Below are 18,660 nucleotides of genomic sequence, written 5' to 3'. Positions count from 1 at the left end.
TGCCGGGTCGTTGTGGCCCGCAGTCCAGGTCGACAAGGAGACACCGATGTTCCGTACCCGCCCCGTGCGTCGCGCCCGCACGTTCGGCCTCGCGCTGGCCGCGGCCCTCGCTCTCACCCTGACGGCGTGCGGCGACGACGACGGTACAGCCGACGACTCCGGTGGTGGCTCCGCGGGCGGCGGCGCGTCCGAGGCTGGGTCCGACGGCTCGGCCGACTCGCGCGAGGCGTTCCCCGCGACGGTCGAGACCGAGTTCGGCGAGGTGACGATCGAGGAGCGCCCCGAGCGCGTCGTGGCGCTGGGCTGGGGCGACGCCGAGGTCGCGCTCCAGCTCGGCGTGCAGCCCGTGGGCGCCTCCGACTGGATCGGCTTCGACGACCCGACCGGCGTGGGCCCGTGGATGGAGGGCGCCTACGACGAGCCGCCCGAGATGTTCGGCACGATGGAGCTGTCGTACGAGGCGATCGGCGCGCTCGAGCCGGACCTCATCCTCGACGTCCACTCCAGCGGCGACCAGGAGCGCTACGACCGGCTCAGCGACATCGCCACGACCGTCGGCGTCGCCCCCGGCGGGGGCGACTACCTCACCGCCGGCGCCGAGCAGCTCGAGATGATCGCCACCGCACTGGGGGAGGGCGACCAGGTCGAGGACATCCTCGCCGAGCAGGACGCAGCGTTCGCCGAGGTCGCGGAGGCGCACCCCGGCTGGGAGGGGCAGACGGTGACCGTGGGGTCGCGGACCTCCGAGGGCTGGGGTGCCTACACCGCCGCCGGCAGCCGCGTCGAGTTCATGACCGAGCTCGGGTTCGTGCCCAACCCCGAGGTCGAGGAGCTCGCCGATGAGGGCAGCTGGAGCGTCTCGCTGTCCGACGAGCAGCTCCCCGTCCTCGACGCCGACCTCGTCATGGCCACCCCCATCTGGATCGACCCGACCGAGATCACCGACGACGCCGGCTGGCTCGCCATCCCCGCGGTCGAGGACGGCCGCTCGATCGTCATCGACGACGAGGTCTCCGACGCCTTCGCCCTCGCCACGCCCGTCGCCCGCCTCCACGCGCTCGAGCAGCTCGAGCCGCTCATCGAGGAGGCGCTCGGTGAGTGAGGCGTCTGTGCGTGAGGCGAGGGTGCGTGGGGCGTCGGGACGGTCGGCGAACGTGACCGGGACGGGGGGTGCCGACGTCGTCCCCACGCGTGCCTTCCGGACCACGGTGGCGCGCCGGCGGCGGCTCTCGCCGAGCTTCGTGCGCGTGACGCTGACCGCCGACGAGCTGGAGCACGTCGGCCCGCAGGGGACGGCGGCCACGCCCGAGGCGGCGGCTGTCTCCCCGCCGGCCTGGGACCAGCGGATCAAGGCGTTCCTGCCGAGGGCCGACGGGACGTTCCCCGAGCTCGGGCTGTTCGCCGACCCGCCGGCATCGATGATGGAGTGGTACACCGCGTGGCGGCAGCTCGACGACGACGAGCGCAACCCCATCCGCACCTACACGATCCGCGCGATCCGCACGGACCGGCGGGAGATCGACGTCGACTTCGTCCTCCACGTCGACGACGACGGCACCTCGGGCCCCGCTGCCGCGTGGGCCGCCGGGGCGCGGGAGGGGGACGACCTCGTCGTCATCGGTCCCGACCGTCGCGCGTTGGCGAGCAGCGGCGGCATCGAGTGGAGCCCCGGCGCCGCGCGCGACGTGCTGCTCGCCGGCGACGAGACCGCGGTCCCCGCGATCTGCGCGATCCTCGAGGCGCTGCCCGCGGGGTTCCGCGGCGAGGCGTACCTCGAGGTGCCCTCCGGCGAGGACGTGCTGGACGTGACGACGGCGTCGGACGTGGCGGTGCACTGGCTGCCCCGCGACGGCGCGCCGCTCGGTCAGCGCCTCGACGCCGCCGTGCGCGACTGGGGCCGCCGGCGCGTGGCCGGTGGTGGTGCCGGGTCCGGTGCTGGCGCTGGTGGTGACGGTTATGTCGAGCTCGACCCTGACGGGCAGCTCTGGGAGGTCGCCGAGCCGGGCGACGCCGGGCTGTACGCCTGGCTCGCCGGCGAGGCGGGCGTCATCACGACGATGCGCCGCCACCTCGTCAAGGAGCTGGGCATGGACCGCGGGCGGGTGTCGTTCATGGGCTACTGGAAGCGCGGCCGCTCCGAGACCTGACCTGCCGGCCGGTCAGCGCCAGGGGCCGAACCATCCCTGGCGAGTGAGGGGACTTCTGCCTGGCGGGTGAGCGGGCTTCTGCCTGGCGAGTGAGCGGGGGCGCGCCGTCGTGGGACGTTGTCGCCGAGCCGGTCGGTGATCCGCTGAGGCAGTTCCCCGCGTCGACTAACTCGGCACTTATCCGGTTGACTCACCGATCGACCCCTCCGATCGACCCCTCCGATCGACCTCTCCGATCGACCTCTCCGACCGACCGCCCCCACCGACCGACCCTGACGAAGGACGACCCCATGCCGCGCGACGCCCACAGAAGCAGGATGATCACGGACCCGCGGGTGCTGGCTGTCCTCGACGAGCTCTACGAGCGCGAGCGGCACATCGACTGGGCCGACTACGCCTGGCACCCCGACCCGCACCGCCACACGGAGACCGGCTTCTCGCTCAGCCCCGAGCAGGGCGACCAGCTCTACCTGCTGGCGCGGCACGGGCGGGCGAGCAACGTCGTCGAGTTCGCGACGTCGCTGGGCTTCGCCACGATCTACCTCGCGGCCGCGGTGCGCGACGCCGGCGGCGGCACCGTCCGCACCGCCGAGCTCGTGCCGGAGAAGGCGGAGCGGGCGCGCGCGAACGTCGAGCGCGCGGGACTGGGGGAGTACGTCGAGTTCCTCGTCGGCGATGCGCGTCAGACTCTGACCGGCGTCCCCGACGGCGTCGACCTCGCGCTCATCGACGGCTGGGCCCCCGACGTCTCGCTCGAGGTGCTGCGCGTGCTCGAGCCGAGGCTGCGCAGCGGCGCGCTCGTCTACAACGAGAACCTCGACGAGTCGTTCATCGACCACGTGCGGGGCGAGGGCAACGGGTACCGGAGCCTCACGCTGCTCAGCGGCTCGGAGTACAAGCCGAAGGGCGAGCTGGCGCTGCGACTCTGACGCGCCACCGCCCCTTCCTGCGGCGACGCTTCCTCGATACGGTCGGTGGCGTCGGGGTCGTCGTGACGGGGAGCACAGGAGCCACCGTCGACAGCGGGGGACCCCGACGTCCACCCGGCGACCGACGCACGAGCAGGCACACCTCCCTGATCAACGACGAGCCAGCGGTGCGCGGCGTCAGCTTCTCGACAAGGAGGCACGACATGACCGACTCGACAGACTTCACGCGCTCCGGCGTCTCCCGCTTCAAGGACCGCGACCTGGGCGTCCAGCGGTTCCGGTGCGAGGTCGGGGTCCCGCTGGCCGAGCAGAAGCATCTCGGTCACAACCGGTGGCACCCGGACATCCCGCCGCTGGTCGAGGTGGGACTCGGCGACGAGGTCATCCTCGAGAGCGGTGGCTACGACGACTATCAGCTCAAGGACGTCGACGACGACGCCGACATCCACACCTTCGACCTCACCCGCACCCACCCGCTGACCGGCCCGGTGAAGGTCGACGGAGTCAAGAAGGGCGATCTCCTCGTCGTCGACATCCTCGACGTGCTGCCGCTGTCCGGCATCGGCTACTCGAACATCCTGCCCGGCATGGGTGGCCCGCTCGCCGCCCAGTTCCCGCAGGGGTTCAAGACGATCTGGGACCTGCACGGTACGTACGCCACGAGCCGGCAGATCCCCGGCGTGGAGATCCCCGCGATCAGCCACCCGGGCATCATGGGTGTGGCGCCGTCGCACGAGCTGCTGCGGATCTGGAACGAGCGCGAGGACCCCCTGATCGCCGACGGTCTCGCCGGGCCGCGGTCGGAGGCGATCGACACGTCCGTGCTGCGTGACCTCGAGGGCGACGAGTGGCGGCGGGTCGCCGAGGCCGCCGCCCGCACCATCCCGCCACGGGAGAACGGCGGAAACATGGACATCAAGAACCTCTCGCGGGGCTCGCGCGTCTACTACCCGGTGTTCGTCGACGGCGGCCTGTTCTCCTCGGGCGACTTCCACTTCGCCGAGGGCGACGGAGAGGTCACCTGGAACGCCATCGAGATGGACGGGGTCGGCTGGTACCGGTTCGGCGTGATCAAGGACGGGATGGCCCGCTACGGGGTGAGCACGCCGATGTTCCGGCCGTCCCCGTTCGACCCGAACATGGGCACGCGGTACATCTCCTTCACCGGGCTGTCGGCCAGCGGGTCGGAGCAGAAGTACCTCGACACGACGATGGCCGCCGTCCAGGCCCTCGAGCAGGCGATCGAGTACCTGGGGAAGTTCGGCTACACGCCGGAGCAGGCCTACACGATCATCTCGGTCGCGCCCTGCGAGATGCACGTGGGCGGCATCGTCGACATCCCCAACGCGGCCGTGGTCCTCAAGGTGCCGGTGGACATCTTCGACAAGGACATCCTGCCGCAGCCGGAGTAGGAACTCCGTCCACCCCACACGACGTCGAACCCACACGACGTCGGCGAGTCGATGTCCTACGCCGAACCCACACGGAGTGCGTCGAACCAGGTGACGCCGTGAGTGCGGTCGACGGAGGACCTGTGGGCTCGGCAGGAACACGTGGGCTGGGCGTCGAACGACGGTGGGGCGGTGACCGATCGTCAGCTGGTCACCGCCCCACCGCCCCACCGCCCGGTGGCATGACAGGTCGAGCTCGCCAAGTGGCCCACCCGCCGAGGTCGACAGGTCGAGATCGCCGCGGGAGGGCCACCGAGCGCCTGGTCGGCGCGGAAGAGCCGAGTGTTCCGGCGCGTGCGGCTACCGACGCGAGTCCTCGCACGTGAGTGCACGGTCAGCTCGCTCGCCCCGTTCGCGTCGTCCGTCGTGGCATGAGCGCGGTGACCGGAGAGAGGTTGAGCCGAGTGCCGTTGGGCAGCTTCTCCTCGATTCGCTGCGCGACCGGCTGCGCGAGCCGCACGGCTGACGTGCCGCGCTGCTGACGTCCAGTGCGGCCCGGCACCGCCCACCACCGCCCGGCCCGTTGACGACGGCCCTACTACAGTGGATCGCGTCCGGCCCGAGCCGAGGGGCGCGGCATCGACGGTCAAGGAGGCCCGCAGTGGTCGAACGGCAGATCCCCCGCCCCAGCGAGATCTTCGAGCTGGTCCAGCTCCGGCGCCCCAGCCTCGACCTCAAGAGGCGCAGGCTCGAGTCGGCCCTCACGATCGAGGACCTCCGCCGGATCGCCAAGCGCCGCACGCCGGCCGCGGCCTTCGACTACACCGACGGCGCCGCCGAGGACGAGCTGTCGCTGGCGCGGGCCAGGCAGGCGTTCCGCGACGTCGAGCTGCACCCGGCGATCCTCAACGACGTCACCCACGTCGACACGAGCACCACGATCTTCGGCGGGCCTTCCGCCATGCCTTTCGGGATCGCGCCCACCGGTTTCACGCGCCTCATGCAGACCGAGGGCGAGAGCGCCGGAGCCGCGGCCGCCGGCGCCGCGGGCATCCCGTTCACGCTGTCCACGCTGGGCACCACGTCGATCGAGGACGTGGCCGCCGCGAACCCGGGCGGGCGGAACTTCTTCCAGCTCTACGTCATGCGCCAGCGAGAGACGTCCTACAACCTCGTCGAGCGGGCGGCGGCGGCCGGCTTCGACACCCTGTTCTTCACCGTGGACACCCCCGTGGCAGGGGCCCGCCTGCGCGACGCCCGCAACGGGTTCTCGATCCCGCCGCGCCTCTCGCTGCGCACCATCGCCAACGCCGTGCCCCGACCCTGGTGGTGGTACGACTTCCTCACCACCCCGAAGCTCGAGTTCGCGTCCCTGTCCTCGACCGGAGGCACCGTCGGCGAGCTGCTCGACTCGGCGATGGACCCCTCGATCGGGTGGCACGACCTCGAGACGATCCGCGGCATGTGGCCGGGCCGGCTCGTGGTCAAGGGTGTGCAGACCGTGGAGGACGCGCGCCACCTCGTGGACCTGGGCGTGGACGGGATCGTGCTGTCGAACCACGGCGGCCGCCAGCTCGACCGGGCGCCCGTGCCGTTCCACCTGCTGCCGGAGGTGGTGCGCGAGGTCGGGCACCACACCGAGGTCGCGCTGGACACGGGGATCATGCACGGCGCCGACGTCGTGTCGTCGATCGCGCTCGGCGCGAAGTTCACGTTCATCGGCCGCGCGTACCTCTACGGCCTCATGGCCGGCGGGCGCGACGGCGTGGACCGGGCGATCGCCATCCTGTCCGAGCAGATCGAGCGGACGATGCGGCTGCTGCAGGTGGGCTCGCTCGCCGAGCTCGAGCCCAGGCACGTGACGCAGCTGCAGCGGTTGGTGCCGCGGGAGATTCCGCGGGCGGTGCCTGGTGCGGTGCCGACCGAGGTGTCGGGCGCGTGATCGAGCCCGTCGCGGCTCGAGAGGTCCATCGAGTCAATCGGGCATCTATCGAGTCAGCGCCCGCGGGGAATCGACTCGAGCGTTACCCGATTGCCTCGGCGCAGACGCCCGAGTCCTGCCAGCGCGCACCACTGCTCAGAAGTGCGTAGAACAGTGCTCGGACCAGCGCGCACGGGCCCACGCCTAGCATCGAGGAGCAACGACGCGAGCGCCTGGGGAGGCCCCGATGGAGAAGTACTTTGCCGGCATCGACGCCGGAACGACCGGCACCACGGTGATGATCTTCGACCGCGACGGCAACGTCATGAGCAGCGGGTACTCCGAGTACCGGACGAAGCATCCCCATCCCGGGTGGGTCGACCAGGACATGCACGAGCTGTGGGACGGCCTCTGCGCCGCCGCGAAGCAGGCCACCAGCCGGTTCCGCGGCGACCTCTCGCGCATCGTGTCGATCGGCGTGTCCTCGCAGCGCGGGTCGTTCGTCCCCGTCGACGAGAACTGGGAGCCGCTCATCGACGCCATCGTGTGGTCGGACGGTCGCGCCACCAGGGAGACGCAGTGGATCAACGACGAGATCGGCTCTGACGAGTACTGCCGCATCACCGGCCTGAACCCCTCGAGCCTGTGGGTCTACCCGAAGCTGAAGTGGCTCAAGGACCAGCGCCCGGAGGTCTACGACCGGACGTGGAAGATCGTCAACGGTCACGAGTGGATCCTGCACCGCCTCGGGTCCACCGAGCTCTTCGCGAACCCGTCGGCGCTCAACTACAACGGCATGTTCGACATCACCACCCTCGACTACGCCCCCGAGCTCTTCGACCGCGCGGGGCTCGACATCGACCTCATGCCCCCGATCGTCCACGAGCTCCGGCCCGTCGGTGAGGTCTCGGCGGCCGGGGCGCTGGCCACCGGCTTCGCCGAGGGCACCGTCCTGGCCCCGGGTGGCGGCGACCAGCAGTGCGCGGCGGTGGGCTCCGGCGTCAACAAGGCAGGCATGGCCGAGCTGTCGCTCGGTACGGCCGCGGTCATGGTCGCGCAGCTCGACGAGGCGCCCGACATGGTGGCGAACCTCGACGGCGGCGTCTCCTTCGGCGCGCACGCCATCCCGCACCGGTGGGACATGGAGGGCACCGCGCACGCCGCAGGCGCCGTCCTGCGCTGGTGGCGCGACACGTACGGCCAGCCCGAGGTCGCGGCGGCCGAGGCGCTCGACGTCAGCCCGTACGAGCTGATCTCGCTGGAGGCCTCGCACGCGCCGGTCGGCAGCGACGGCCTGCTGTTCTTCCCCTTCTTCAACTCCCAGGCGAACCCGCACTTCCACGACAACGCGCGTGGCGGCATGCTCGGCCTGACCCAGATCCACACGCGCAAGCACGCGGCCCGCGCCGTGCTCGAGGGGGTCATCTACGAGCTGCGCATGGCCGTGGAGGCGATGGAGGGCGCGCTCGGGCGTCCGTTCGACACGATCCGGCTCTCGGGCGGCGGCGCCAAGTCCGTGTTCTGGACCCAGATGCAGGCCGACATCTACGGGCGGCGGGTCGAGCGGCTCAAGGTCTCCGAGTGTGCGGTGCTCGGTGCGGCGATCCTCGGCGGGGTCGGCTCCGGCGAGCTCACCGACGTCGACTCGGCGATCGACGCGATGGTGCACACCCACGGCTTCGTCGACCCGGACATGGAGGCGCACGCCGTCTACAGCGACTACTTCGAGATCTTCGAGAAGGCGTTCCTCGCGCTGGTCGAGGCCGACGTCTACAACGACCTCGCGAAGGTCAACACGCGCCACAGCGGCGAGGACTGAGCCGGGAGGGGCGGCGCCCGGGAGGGCGCCGCCTCGTCCGGGTGGGGCTACGGCCCGACGGCGAACGGCAGCCGCTCACCACGTCCGGGCGACGGCCCGACGGCGAACGACCCGCGCTGGCTGCCGCTCAGTCGAGCAGGGTGATCGCCTTGTCGACGAGCTCCTCGAGGCGCACGACGTCGACCTGGTGCGCCGTCGTGACGACGACCGCCTGCCGGTCCGGGACGATCGCGAGGGTCTGCCCGTCCGTCCCGTGGCCGAAGAAGATGCCGCGCCTGTTGCTCAGCCAGAGGCTGGAACCGTAGGCCCAGCGGCGGAACAGCGGGTTCGTCGGGGTGTCGACCCCCGGCGTGAAGTCGGTGAACTGCTTCATCCGCTCGATCCACCGCGCAGAGACGATGCCCTGCCCGCCGTGGAGCAGCACCTCGCCGACGGCGAGCAGGTCGTGCGGGGTCAGCCAGAGCCGCGTGGCGCCGGCGACGTACTTCCCGTACCGCTCCCACGTGTAGCCGGTGATGCCGAGCGGCCGGAAGAGCACGCGGTCCGCGTAGGCCTCGAGGTCCTCACCCAGCAGCTCCTGCAGCACGATGGACAGCAGGTAGAAGCCGGCGTTGGAGTACAGGTAGTGCGTGCCGGGCTCGTGCATGATGGGCGAATTGACGATGTAGTCGAGGTAGTCGGCCGGATCCATGTCGGCGATGTCGCCGCGCATCATGAGGACCTCGTTGAAACCGATCGTGTGGTTGAGCAGGTGCTTGATCCGCACCCGCTGCAGCTTCTCCCGATTCTCCTCGCGCGTGAGCGTGGACAGCGGCTCGAGGATCGGCCACACGGGGGTGTCCTCGTCGACGTCGTCGCGGCTCTTCACGATCGTCCCCGTGAGGAGCGCCATGATGGTCTTCGACAGCGAGCGGATGTCCGACCGCTCGGTCCGTCCGCCGAATGCATGGAGATGCTCGGTCTCGCCCTGCTTGATGAGCAGGTAGTGCATGTTGAGCGGGTCGCCGTCGCGATCCCGTGCCGACTCGAAGAGGTCGACGAGACCGTCGAACTGCTGGCTGTCCATGAAGTGCCTTGCGCTTTCAGGAGGAGGGGCGGCCGGCTCGGGGCCGGCGTCGTGACGCGTGTCGTGCGTCGGCCCGCGCGTGGCGGCGCCGTCGGAGCGGGCACCACCGCCGACGCCGCCGATCGCGTCATGAAGCCTACGCGTGGTCCGCCAGCACGAGCTGACCGTCGACGCGCCTCGGGATGCCCAGCGGGTTCGCCTCCTGCAGCGGCTCGGGCAGCAGGTCGTCCGGCGTCGTCTGGTAGGTCACGGGCCGGAGCCAACGGCGGATCGCGGTGGTCCCCACCGAGGTGTGGATGCTCGTCGTCGACGGGTAGGGGCCGCCGTGGTGCTGGCCGTGCGACACGGCGACGCCGGTGGGCCAGCCCCCGAACAGCACCCGGCCGGCGCGCTCGCCGAGTGCCGGGACGAGGGTGCGAGCGAGCTCCTCACCAGGCGCGGCGTGGAGCGTCGCGGTGAGCGAGCCGGGCAGCACCCCCAGTGCGGCCCGCACGTCCTCCTCGGAGTCGTAGTCGACGATGAGCGTCGCCGGCCCGAACACCTCCTCGAGCAGGACCTCGGGTGACTCGAGCACTCGCTGCACGGTGGTCCGCAGCACCACCGGGGAGGTGCGCTCCTCGGAGTCGACGACGTCCGCGCCCGCGACCACGTCCACGCCCTCCTGGCCGGCGAGGCCGCTGAGTCGGTCGTGGAAGCCCGCGCGGATCCGGTCGTTGAGCATGGGCGGCGACGCCGGGTCACCCGCCGCGTCGGCGTCGACCTTCGTCGCGAGGCGGCCGGCCAGGTCCGCCCCGGCCGGCGAGAGGACCACGCCGGGCTTGGTGCAGAACTGACCGACGCCCATCGTGAAGGAGCCCAGCAGTCCGTCGACGATCTCGTCGATCGAGGACTCGACGGCCCCGGGCGTCACGACGACCGGGTTGATGCTCGCCAGCTCGCCGTAGAACGGGATGGGCTCCGGCCGCTGGACGGCCAGGTCGAACAGGTGGCGCCCGCCGGCCAGCGATCCCGTGAAGCCGACCGCCCGCACGTCCGGGTGCCGGACGAGCTCGACGCCGGCCTCGCGCCCCTCGACGAGCTGGAGCAGTCCCGACGGCGCACCTGCGCCCTCGAGCGCCTGCGCGCCGAGCTCCGCCACCCGGCGGGACAGGGCGGGATGTCCCTCGTGCGCCTTGACGATCACGGGCGCGCCGGCCGCGAGCGCGCTCGCGGTGTCCCCGCCGAGGACGGAGAAGGCGAACGGGAAGTTGCTCGCCGCGAACACGACAACCGGGCCGAGCGGCACGAGCATCCGCCGCAGGTCGGGGATCGGGGGAGTGGCGGAGGGATCGGTGTGGTCGATCGTCGCCTCGAGGAAGCTGCCCTCGCGAACGACCGAGGCGAACAGCCGCAGCTGGGCGCTGGTCCGGGCGAGCTCCCCGGTCAGGCGCTTCTCCCCGAGGCGGCTCTCGTCGTCGGCGAGGGCGATGAGCTCGGGCGCGTGGGAGTCGAGGGTCTCGGCCAGCGCCTCGAGCCATCCGGCTCGGGTCTCGTAGCTCTCCCGGACGGACGCGCGGGCGGCGTCGGTGGCGGCAGCGACGGCCGCGTCGACGATGGACCTCGAGGTCTCGTTCACGGAGGTCATGTGGTGGTTACTCCTTCGGTCGAGCGGTGGTGGAGGACGTGGTGGGGTCGACGACGACGGCGTCCTCGTCGACGAGCGTGCCGGCGTCGTCGACGACGCGCCCCAGGTGGGCCGAGGTCGCCCGCCGGGCGGCCTCGACGTCACGGGCGGCGATCGCGTCGGCGATCGCCGTGTGCTCGGCGACCGTGTCGGCCTGCGTCGCGAGGTACCCGATGGGCTTGCGGTAGACGTCGCGCAGCACGAGGTTGATGGGCTGGACGAACGCGAGGACGAACGGGTTCTGCGTCGCGCGCGCGACCGCCATGTGGAAGGCCATGTCGGCGTCCATGCAGGCCGCGTAGTCGTCGAGGTTCTCCGCGGCCCGGGCGATGGCGTCGCGCATGTGGGCCACGTCGTCGTCCGTCCGGTTGGCGGCCGCCAGGGTCGCCATGTCGACCTCGGTCATCCTGCGCAGCTCCATGAGCTTCTCGAAGCTCGCGTGGCCGTGCTGCAGCAGCATCCGGAAGCGCTGGACGATGGAGTCGACGTTCGGAGCGATCACCGTCATCCCGCGGCCGGCGCGGATCTCCACGAGGCCGCGGTCCTCCAGCAGCCGGGCGGCCTCGCGCACCACCTGCCGGCTCACGCCGAAGTCGTCGGCGATGGCCTTCTCCGTCGGCATCAGGGATCCGACCGGGTACTCGCCGTGGAGGAGCGCCTCCTCGAGCTGGTCCGCCAGCCACATCGGCAGTCGCGCGGGGCGCACCGGGGTCGGCGCCGATGCCTGACGGGGAGACGGCACGCCCGGGCTCGTCGCCAGACCACCCGTCGCAGGGGTCGGCGCGGGCCGGCTGTCGCCGGCTGATTGACGGCTCATGTCAATCATCATATGTTTGGACACCTCGCACATCAAACACCCCGAAGCCACGCTCGAAGAGGAGTGCCCCATGTCCGACCCGCGAGCGCAGTCCGCGCAGGTCCTGCCCACCGACGCCGCCGACCCCACGCTGGTCGGACGGATCTGGGTCCCGGGCGCAGGCCCGCGCCTCGTCGCCGTCGCGGGCGACGCGCTCGTCGACGTCACCGCCCTCGGGCCGACGATGACCGAGCTGGTGCAGGAGAGCGATCCCGCGTCGCGGGTACGAGCCATCCTCGCCGGCGACGCCACGGCCGCCGCCGCCACGGACGCCGCCGCCGGCACCACCGCGGCCGCCGCCACGGAGACCCTCTCCGCCCCCACCCGGTGGGACCTCGACGAGGTCCTCGCCGCCACCGTGCGCGAGGCGGACCGTCGCCGCGGCGCGGAGGGCCCGGTGGAGCTGGCCGAGACCGTCCTGCTCTCGCCGGTCGACCTCCAGGTGCTCAAGGCCGCGGGCGTCACCTTCGTACGGAGCATGATCGAGCGCGTCATCGAGGAGCGCGTGGGCGGGGACCCGACCAAGGCCGCAGCGGTGCGCGACCAGCTCAAGGAGACGCTCGGCGAGTCGATCCGGGACATCCGCCCCGGCTCGCCCGAGGCGCTCGCCGCCCTCGAGGTGCTGCGCGAGAACGGGCTGTGGTCCCAGTACCTCCAGGTCGGGCTCGGCACGCACCCCGAGGTGTTCACGAAGGCGCCGATCCTGTCCAGCGTCGGCCACGGCTCCGACGTCGGCATCGCCGGCATCTCCACCTGGAACAACCCCGAGCCCGAGCTCGTCCTCGTCATCGACGGCGCCGGACAGGTCAAGGGCGCGACCCTCGGCAACGACGCGAACCTGCGGGACATGGAGGGCGCCAGCGCGCTGCTCCTCCCGCTCGCCAAGGACAACAACGCCTCCGCGGCGCTGGGCCCGTTCATCCGCCTGTTCGACGACGCGTTCACGCTGGAGGACGCCGCCGCCACGACGATCACCATGCGCATCACCGGTGAGGACGGTTTCGAGCTCGAGGCGACGGCCCCCCAGTCGGACATCTCCCGGCCCGTGAGCGAGCTCGCCGCGCACACGATCAACCGCCGTCACCAGTACCCCGACGGCCTGGTCCTGTACTGCGGCACCCCGTTCGCCCCGACCGAGGACCGAGGCGAGCCCGGCCAGGGATTCACCCACCACGAGGGCGACCTCGTCTCCATCAGCTCCCCGCAGCTCGGCACCCTGACCAACCGGGTGACCCCCAGCGAGAGCGCACCGGTGTGGGACTACGGCGTCCTCGACCTCGTCCGCGACCTCCACCGGGCCGGCTGAGGAGCGAAGGAGCTTACGCATGAGCGAGCAGATCATCGCGGTGACCGACACCGCCGTCGACGACGAGACCCTCGAGCGACGCCTCGCGAAGGACGAGGGGGCGACCTACCGGCGCTGGGACGGCTCCGGCGACCTCGGCGCGGTCCTCGACGGCGCCCACGTCGTCTTCACCAACTTCGCCCCGCTCGGTGCCGCCGAGCTCGACCGGCTCGCGCCGGACGCCGTCGTCATCCGGTACGGGGTCGGCGTCGACAACGTCGACCTGGCGGCGGCCGCCGCCGCGGGCGTGCGGGTGTGCAACGTGCCCGACTACGGGGCAGGCGTCGTCGCCGACCACGCCACCATGCTCGCGCTCATGCTCGTGCGGCGGGTGCGCGAGTTCGACGACGCACTGCACGACGGCAGCACCATGCGCGCAGGAGACCTCGGCCCCATCCCGAGCATGGAGAGCCGCGTGGTCGGCCTCGTCGGCGCGGGCCGCATCGCCCGCATGGCCGCCGAGCGTCTCCGGGCGTTCGGTGCGACGACCATCGCCTACGACCCGTACCTCGCCCCCGGCGCGCTCGACGAGGAACAGATCCGCCTCGTCGGCTGGGACGAGCTCCTCGCCTCCGCGCACATCCTCTCGCTGCACCTGCCGCTGACCGAGGACACCCACCACCTGCTCGACGACGCGGCCTTCGCCGCCATGGGCGAGGGCACGTTCCTCATCAACACCGCGCGCGGCGGCCTGGTCGACCACGACGCGCTCGGCCGGGCCCTGGACTCGGGCAGGCTCGCCGGCGCCGCGCTCGACGTCACCGAGCCCGAGCCGCTCCCGACCGACCACCCGCTGCGCTCCCGGCCGGAGGTCATCCTCACGCCGCACGCGGCCTTCTACTCCACGGAGTCGATGGAACGTCTCCAGGTGCTGGCCGTCGACGAGGCACGGCGGGCGCTCCACGGCGAGCCGCTGCGCTGCCCCTTCCCCCTCCCGGACGTCCCTGCACCGCGCCCCGACGACGAAGGACGTGAGACCCGATGACCACCACGCCCCTGCACTGCTCGGCCTACATCGACGGAGAGTTCCGGCCCGGCGGCGAGACCTTCGAGCGCCGCAACCCCGCCACCGGCGAGGTGGCAGCCGTCGCGGACGTCGCCGACCAGGCCACGGTCGACTCCGCCGTGGCGGCCGCCGTGCGCGCCTTTCCCACCTGGAGCCGCACCACCGGGTTCGAGCGCGGGGCACTGCTCCGCCGGCTCGGCGAGGTGGCCCTCGAGCGGGTCGACGACCTCGCGACCACCATGACGCTCGAGCAGGGCAAGCCGCTGAACGAGGCCCGCGGCGAGGTCCGCAAGTTCGCCCAGGCCATGCGCTTCTACGGCGAGGAGGCCGAGCGGATCGGCGGCGAGACCGTCCCGAACGAGTCCAACGACTTCCTCTCGGTCGTCCAGCGCGAGCCGGTGGGACCGGTCGCGGCCATCACGCCGTGGAACTATCCGGTCGAGCTGCTCGGCTGGAAGCTCGGCGGCGCGCTCGGTGCCGGCTGCACGATGGTCATCAAGGACTCCGAGCACACCCCCGGCGCCGGCCAGGTCATGGCGGAGTGCCTGACGGCCGCGGGCTTCCCGCCAGGGGTCGTCAACATCGTCCACGGCGCCGGAGAGGTCGGCGCGATGCTCGCCGGCCACCGGGACATCGCCAAGGTCGCCTTCACCGGTTCCAACGCCACGGGGCAGAAGCTGTTCCGCACGGTCTCCGGCGTCACCCAGCTGACGATGGAGCTCGGCGGCAGCTGCCCGATGATCGTCACCCGGCACGCGAACCTCGACCTCGCGGCCACGGGCGCCGTGCGGCGCTCGTTCCGCAACGCCGGCCAGATCTGCATCGCGATCAACCGCATCTACGTGGAGCGCGCCGTGATGGCCGACTTCACCGACCGCATGGCCGAGCTCACCCGCGCGCTCGGCGTCGGCGACGGCTACGCGGACCCGGACGCCGACGTCGGGCCGGTGACCATGGAGGAGATCCGCGCCCGCACGGAGCGGCACGTGTCCGACGCGCTCTCCGGGGGTGCCCGGCTGCTCTCCGGCGCGGACGACCACCCCTCCGGCGGGCTGTTCCGCCACCCGGCCCTCGTCGTCGACGCGCCGTTCGACTCGCAGATCATGACGGAGGAGACGTTCGGCCCCGCGGTCGGCGTGGCGGCGGTCGAGTCGCTCGACGAGGCGGTCGCGCACGCGAACGGCGTCGCGGGCGGGCTCGCGGCGTACCTCTACACCGACGACCTCGGGGAGACGATGCGCGCCGGCCGGGAGCTCGACTTCGGCAACGTCGCGGTCAACAACGTCGACGCGGGCATCATCAACGCCCCCTACGGCGGCCGCCGCGAGTCCGGCTTCGGCTCGGAGCACGGCCGCGAGGGCCTCGAGGGCTACCTGCAGTACAAGCACCTGCGGATCCGTCACACCCACTGATCGACCCACCTCTCACCCACCGTTGCAAGGGAGCAACTCATGCTGATCGGAATCGACCTCGGAACCTCGAGCTTCAAGGCCATCGCCGTCGACGACGACGGAGTGGTGGTCGCCAAGTCCACCGCGACCTACCCGCTGATCAACCTCCGGTCGGGCTGGTCCGAGCAGGAGCCCGCGGAGTGGTGGCGCGCCACCGGCGAGGCGATGACCGCGCTCGCCGCCCAGCTGCCCGAGAAGGGCAAGGAGATCACCGGCATCGGCCTGTGCGGGCAGATGCACGGCCTGACCGCGATGGATGCCGACGGCGAGGTCATCCGCCCCGCCATCCTGTGGAACGACCAGCGCTGCGCCGCCGAGTGCGACTGGATCACCGAGCAGGTCGGCGGGCTCGACAAGCTCGTCGAGCTCAACGGCAACCGCATGTTCCCCGGCTACACGGGCGGCAAGATCATCTGGCTGCGCGACCACGAGCCGGAGAACTACGCGAAGATGGTCCGCCTGCTCAACCCCAAGGACTACATCCGCTTCCGGATGACCGGCCTGTACGTCACCGACGTCTCCGACGCCTCGGGCACCGGGCTGTTCGACGTCCGCAACCGCACCTGGTCGCTCGAGCTGCTCAGGGCCATCGACATCGACCCCGCGCTGCTGCCCGACGTCGTGGAGTCGACCGAGCAGACCGGCACCCTCGACGACGACATCGCCGCCGCGTGGGGCTTCCCCGCCGGCACACCCGTCTTCGGCGGTGGCGGCGACGCCGTCATCCAGACCTCGGCGATGGGACTTATCGAGGAGGGCTCCGCGGGCTTCACGGTCGGTACGGCGGGGATCGTCGCCGGCGGGCTCTCGCGCTACCCGGACAACCCCGCCGGCCGGGTCCAGGTCAGCTGCGGCAACGAGCCGGGCCGCTGGCACATCATGGGCAACGCGAACAGCGCCGGCGGCGCCTTCCAGTGGCTGCGCGACGCGCTCAGGCCGCTCAACGACGACGAGGAGCTGTCCTTCCAGACGCTCGTCCGCCTCGCCCGCGAGGTCGAGCCCGGCGCGAACGGCGTCCTCTTCCTGCCCTACCTCCTCGGCGAGCGGTCCCCCAACCTCGCCCCCGACGCGAGCGCCGCGCTCGTCGGCCTCACCCAGATGCACGACGTCGGGCACATCGCCCGCGCCGTCATGGAGGGTGTCCTGCTCAACATGCGCGGGATCTTCGAGATCTGCGTCGACGCCGGCCTGCAGAGCGACCAGGTCGTCGCCTCCGGCGGGGTGTCCAACGACCCGATGTGGCTGCAGCTCCTCGCCGACATCCTCGGCCGCGAGGTCGTCACGCAGGTCGGCGCCTCCGAGGGTGGCGCGTACGGCGCCGTGCTCGCCGCCGGCGTCGGCACCGGCCTCTGGGCGGACCTCACGTCCGCGCTCACCCAGGTCAAGGTCGAGAAGACCTACGTGCCCGACGACGACAGGCACGCCCGTTACGAGACCATCTTCGGGGCGCACCGCAGGCTGCACGGCGCGCTCACGGAGGTCTACGAGCTCGCCCGCACGGCCGAGGGCGTCTCCGCGTGACGGCATTCGACCCGGGCGCTCCCGATGCCGTGCCGGTCCGCGGGGTCGTCCTCGACCTCGACGGCACGCTCGTCGACACGCTGGCCGACGTCACCGCCGCGCTGACCGGCGCGTTCGAGGAGGCCGGCCTGCCCGCGGTCGACCCCGCGCTGGCCGCCCGCGGCATGGGCCACGGGGCCTACGACCTCGTGCTCACCGCCATGCAGGAGGTCGCACCGGGACGTGCGGCGGACGAGGCGTTCGTGCGCGACGTCCACGACCGGTACCGGGCCCGGTACGCGGCGGCACCGGCCGCACTGTCGACCCCGTACGCCGACGCCGCGGACGTGCTGCCCGCGCTGCGCCGGGCGGGCATCAGGGTCGGCATCTGCACGAACAAGTCGACCGCCCTGTCGACCGAGGTCCTGCGTGCCGTCGGACTCGACGAGGTCGTGGAGGTCGTGCTCGGCCGCGACTCCGTCCAGCACCCCAAGCCCGACCCGCGGCACCTGCTCGACGTCCTCGACCGGCTCGGCCTGCGGCCCGAGGAGACCGTCTACGTGGGCGACAACCCCGTCGACGTCGTGGTCGGGGCCGGTGCCGGCGTCCGCTACCGGCACGTCGCCTGGGGCGAGCCGGTCGACCCCGACGTCGTGCGGATCGAACGGTTCGCCGACCTCGCCCGCGACCTCGACGTGCCCGGGCTCGCCGTGCCCGAGCTGCACGACGCCACCCCCACCACCCCCGCCAAGGAGCACTGACATGGACGCACTCTCCGCGCAGGACCGGGCGAAGAAGGCGGTCGGCATCGCCGCCGTCGAGCGCTACGTCCGGCCCGGCATGCTGCTCGGGCTCGGCTCGGGCACGACGAGCCACTGGTTCGTGCGCGCGCTCGCCGACAAGGTGGCCGACGGGCTCGAGGTCCGCGGCGTGCCGACGTCGAACGCGACGAAGGACCTCGCGCTCGAGCTCGGCGTGCCGCTCGTCGGGTTCGACGAGATCGACCGCCTCGAGCTCGTCGTCGACGGGCCGGACGAGGTCGACCACGACGGCCACATGATCAAGGGCGGCGGCGCGTGCCTGCTGTGGGAGCGGATCGTGGCCGACGCCGCGGATTGTTACGTGGTGGTGGCAGACACGAGCAAGCTCAAGGACCGCCTCGGCGCGTTCCCGCTGCCGATCGAGGTGATCCAGCACGGGTGGGAGTCCACCAGCCGGTCGATCGGCCGGCTGCTGCAGCACCACGGCTACCCGGCAGGCGTCGACCTGGTCCGGCGGGTCGACCAGGCGGGTGAGGTCGTCATCACGGACAGCGGGAACTTCATCGTCGACGCCCACCTCAAGGAGATCGACGACCCGCTCGTGCTCGACCGGGAGCTCAACTGGATCCCCGGCGTCGTCGAGAACGGCCTGTTCACCGGCCTCGCGGACGAGGTGATCTTCTGCGACCCGTCCGGGGAGGTCTCGATCATGTCCTGCGAGCACGCGCCCGCCGGCCGGCCCACCACGACGCCGCACGGCCTCCGGCTGACCAGCCCCTGACGCACCACCGCCACTGTCGTCGAG

At 71.9% G+C, this 18,660-nt stretch carries 15 protein-coding genes; 12 read left to right on the top strand and 3 right to left on the bottom strand.

Going from position 1 to position 18,660, the window contains the following annotated elements:
• Positions 1-46: 46 nt before the first annotated feature.
• From AC24HA_RS15630 to AC24HA_RS15605, 6 genes are all read left to right on the top strand, one after another.
• Entirely contained in the window at positions 47-1,102 is a 1,056-nt protein-coding gene (locus tag AC24HA_RS15630; protein ID WP_425707678.1) for an iron-siderophore ABC transporter substrate-binding protein, read from the top strand.
• Between the two features lie 52 nt (positions 1,103-1,154).
• Entirely contained in the window at positions 1,155-2,147 is a 993-nt protein-coding gene (locus tag AC24HA_RS15625) for a siderophore-interacting protein (protein WP_425707679.1), read from the top strand.
• A 317-nt stretch (positions 2,148-2,464) separates the two neighbouring features.
• The gene (locus tag AC24HA_RS15620; protein WP_425707680.1) at positions 2,465-3,076 is read left to right on the top strand and encodes an O-methyltransferase; all 612 of its coding nucleotides are present in this window, start codon (positions 2,465-2,467) and stop codon (positions 3,074-3,076) included.
• A gap of 203 nt (positions 3,077-3,279) precedes the next feature.
• Entirely contained in the window at positions 3,280-4,488 is a 1,209-nt protein-coding gene (locus tag AC24HA_RS15615) for an acetamidase/formamidase family protein (RefSeq protein ID WP_425707681.1), read from the top strand.
• 640 nt (positions 4,489-5,128) lie between these two features.
• A complete protein-coding gene (locus tag AC24HA_RS15610) occupies positions 5,129-6,409 on the top strand; it encodes an alpha-hydroxy acid oxidase (RefSeq protein ID WP_425707682.1) in 1,281 nt (426 codons plus the stop codon).
• A 226-nt stretch (positions 6,410-6,635) separates the two neighbouring features.
• Positions 6,636-8,207 (top strand): FGGY-family carbohydrate kinase, encoded by a 1,572-nt coding sequence (locus AC24HA_RS15605; RefSeq protein WP_425707683.1) that lies wholly within the window; start codon positions 6,636-6,638, stop codon positions 8,205-8,207.
• Positions 8,208-8,334: 127 nt separating this feature from the next.
• Here the strand turns inward: AC24HA_RS15605 and AC24HA_RS15600 are convergent, their stop codons facing one another.
• The 3 genes from AC24HA_RS15600 to AC24HA_RS15590 all read right to left on the bottom strand — a co-directional run bounded on the left by AC24HA_RS15600 (position 8,335) and on the right by AC24HA_RS15590 (position 11,678).
• Positions 8,335-9,273, bottom strand: coding sequence for a serine hydrolase domain-containing protein (locus tag AC24HA_RS15600; protein ID WP_425707684.1), 939 nt, complete (start codon positions 9,271-9,273; stop codon positions 8,335-8,337).
• 136 nt (positions 9,274-9,409) lie between these two features.
• Entirely contained in the window at positions 9,410-10,897 is a 1,488-nt protein-coding gene (locus AC24HA_RS15595; protein WP_425707685.1) for an aldehyde dehydrogenase (NADP(+)), read from the bottom strand.
• 7 nt (positions 10,898-10,904) lie between these two features.
• Positions 10,905-11,678 (bottom strand): FadR/GntR family transcriptional regulator, encoded by a 774-nt coding sequence (locus AC24HA_RS15590; RefSeq protein ID WP_487563531.1) that lies wholly within the window; start codon positions 11,676-11,678, stop codon positions 10,905-10,907.
• Between the two features lie 145 nt (positions 11,679-11,823).
• Here AC24HA_RS15590 and AC24HA_RS15585 point away from each other — a divergent pair, with 145 nt between their 5' ends.
• Genes AC24HA_RS15585 through rpiA form a run of 6 tightly spaced genes read left to right on the top strand, consistent with a single transcriptional unit; the run spans position 11,824 to position 18,636 of the window.
• Positions 11,824-13,098: a fumarylacetoacetate hydrolase family protein gene (locus AC24HA_RS15585; protein ID WP_425707687.1), complete on the top strand. Its 1,275-nt coding sequence runs from the start codon at positions 11,824-11,826 to the stop codon at positions 13,096-13,098.
• Between the two features lie 19 nt (positions 13,099-13,117).
• Positions 13,118-14,122, top strand: a complete 1,005-nt coding sequence (locus tag AC24HA_RS15580) for a C-terminal binding protein (RefSeq protein ID WP_425707688.1) — start codon at positions 13,118-13,120, stop codon at positions 14,120-14,122.
• Positions 14,119-15,555: an aldehyde dehydrogenase family protein gene (locus AC24HA_RS15575; protein ID WP_425707689.1), complete on the top strand. Its 1,437-nt coding sequence runs from the start codon at positions 14,119-14,121 to the stop codon at positions 15,553-15,555. The genes AC24HA_RS15580 and AC24HA_RS15575 overlap by 4 nt, the downstream gene beginning before the upstream one ends.
• A gap of 39 nt (positions 15,556-15,594) precedes the next feature.
• Positions 15,595-17,115 carry a xylulokinase gene (xylB, locus tag AC24HA_RS15570; RefSeq protein ID WP_425707690.1) on the top strand — a complete coding sequence of 507 codons (1,521 nt, stop codon included), beginning with the start codon at positions 15,595-15,597 and terminating at the stop codon, positions 17,113-17,115.
• Positions 17,112-17,855 (top strand): HAD family hydrolase, encoded by a 744-nt coding sequence (locus AC24HA_RS15565; protein WP_425707691.1) that lies wholly within the window; start codon positions 17,112-17,114, stop codon positions 17,853-17,855. The genes xylB and AC24HA_RS15565 overlap by 4 nt, the downstream gene beginning before the upstream one ends.
• A gap of 1 nt (position 17,856) precedes the next feature.
• Complete coding sequence (gene rpiA / locus AC24HA_RS15560; RefSeq protein WP_425707692.1) at positions 17,857-18,636, top strand: ribose-5-phosphate isomerase RpiA; 780 nt, start codon at positions 17,857-17,859, stop codon at positions 18,634-18,636.
• The last annotated feature ends 24 nt before the right edge of the window (positions 18,637-18,660 follow it).

It is taken from the genome of Georgenia sp. Z1491 (assembly GCF_057652395.1).
This window is presented reverse-complemented; position numbering and strand designations above follow the sequence as displayed.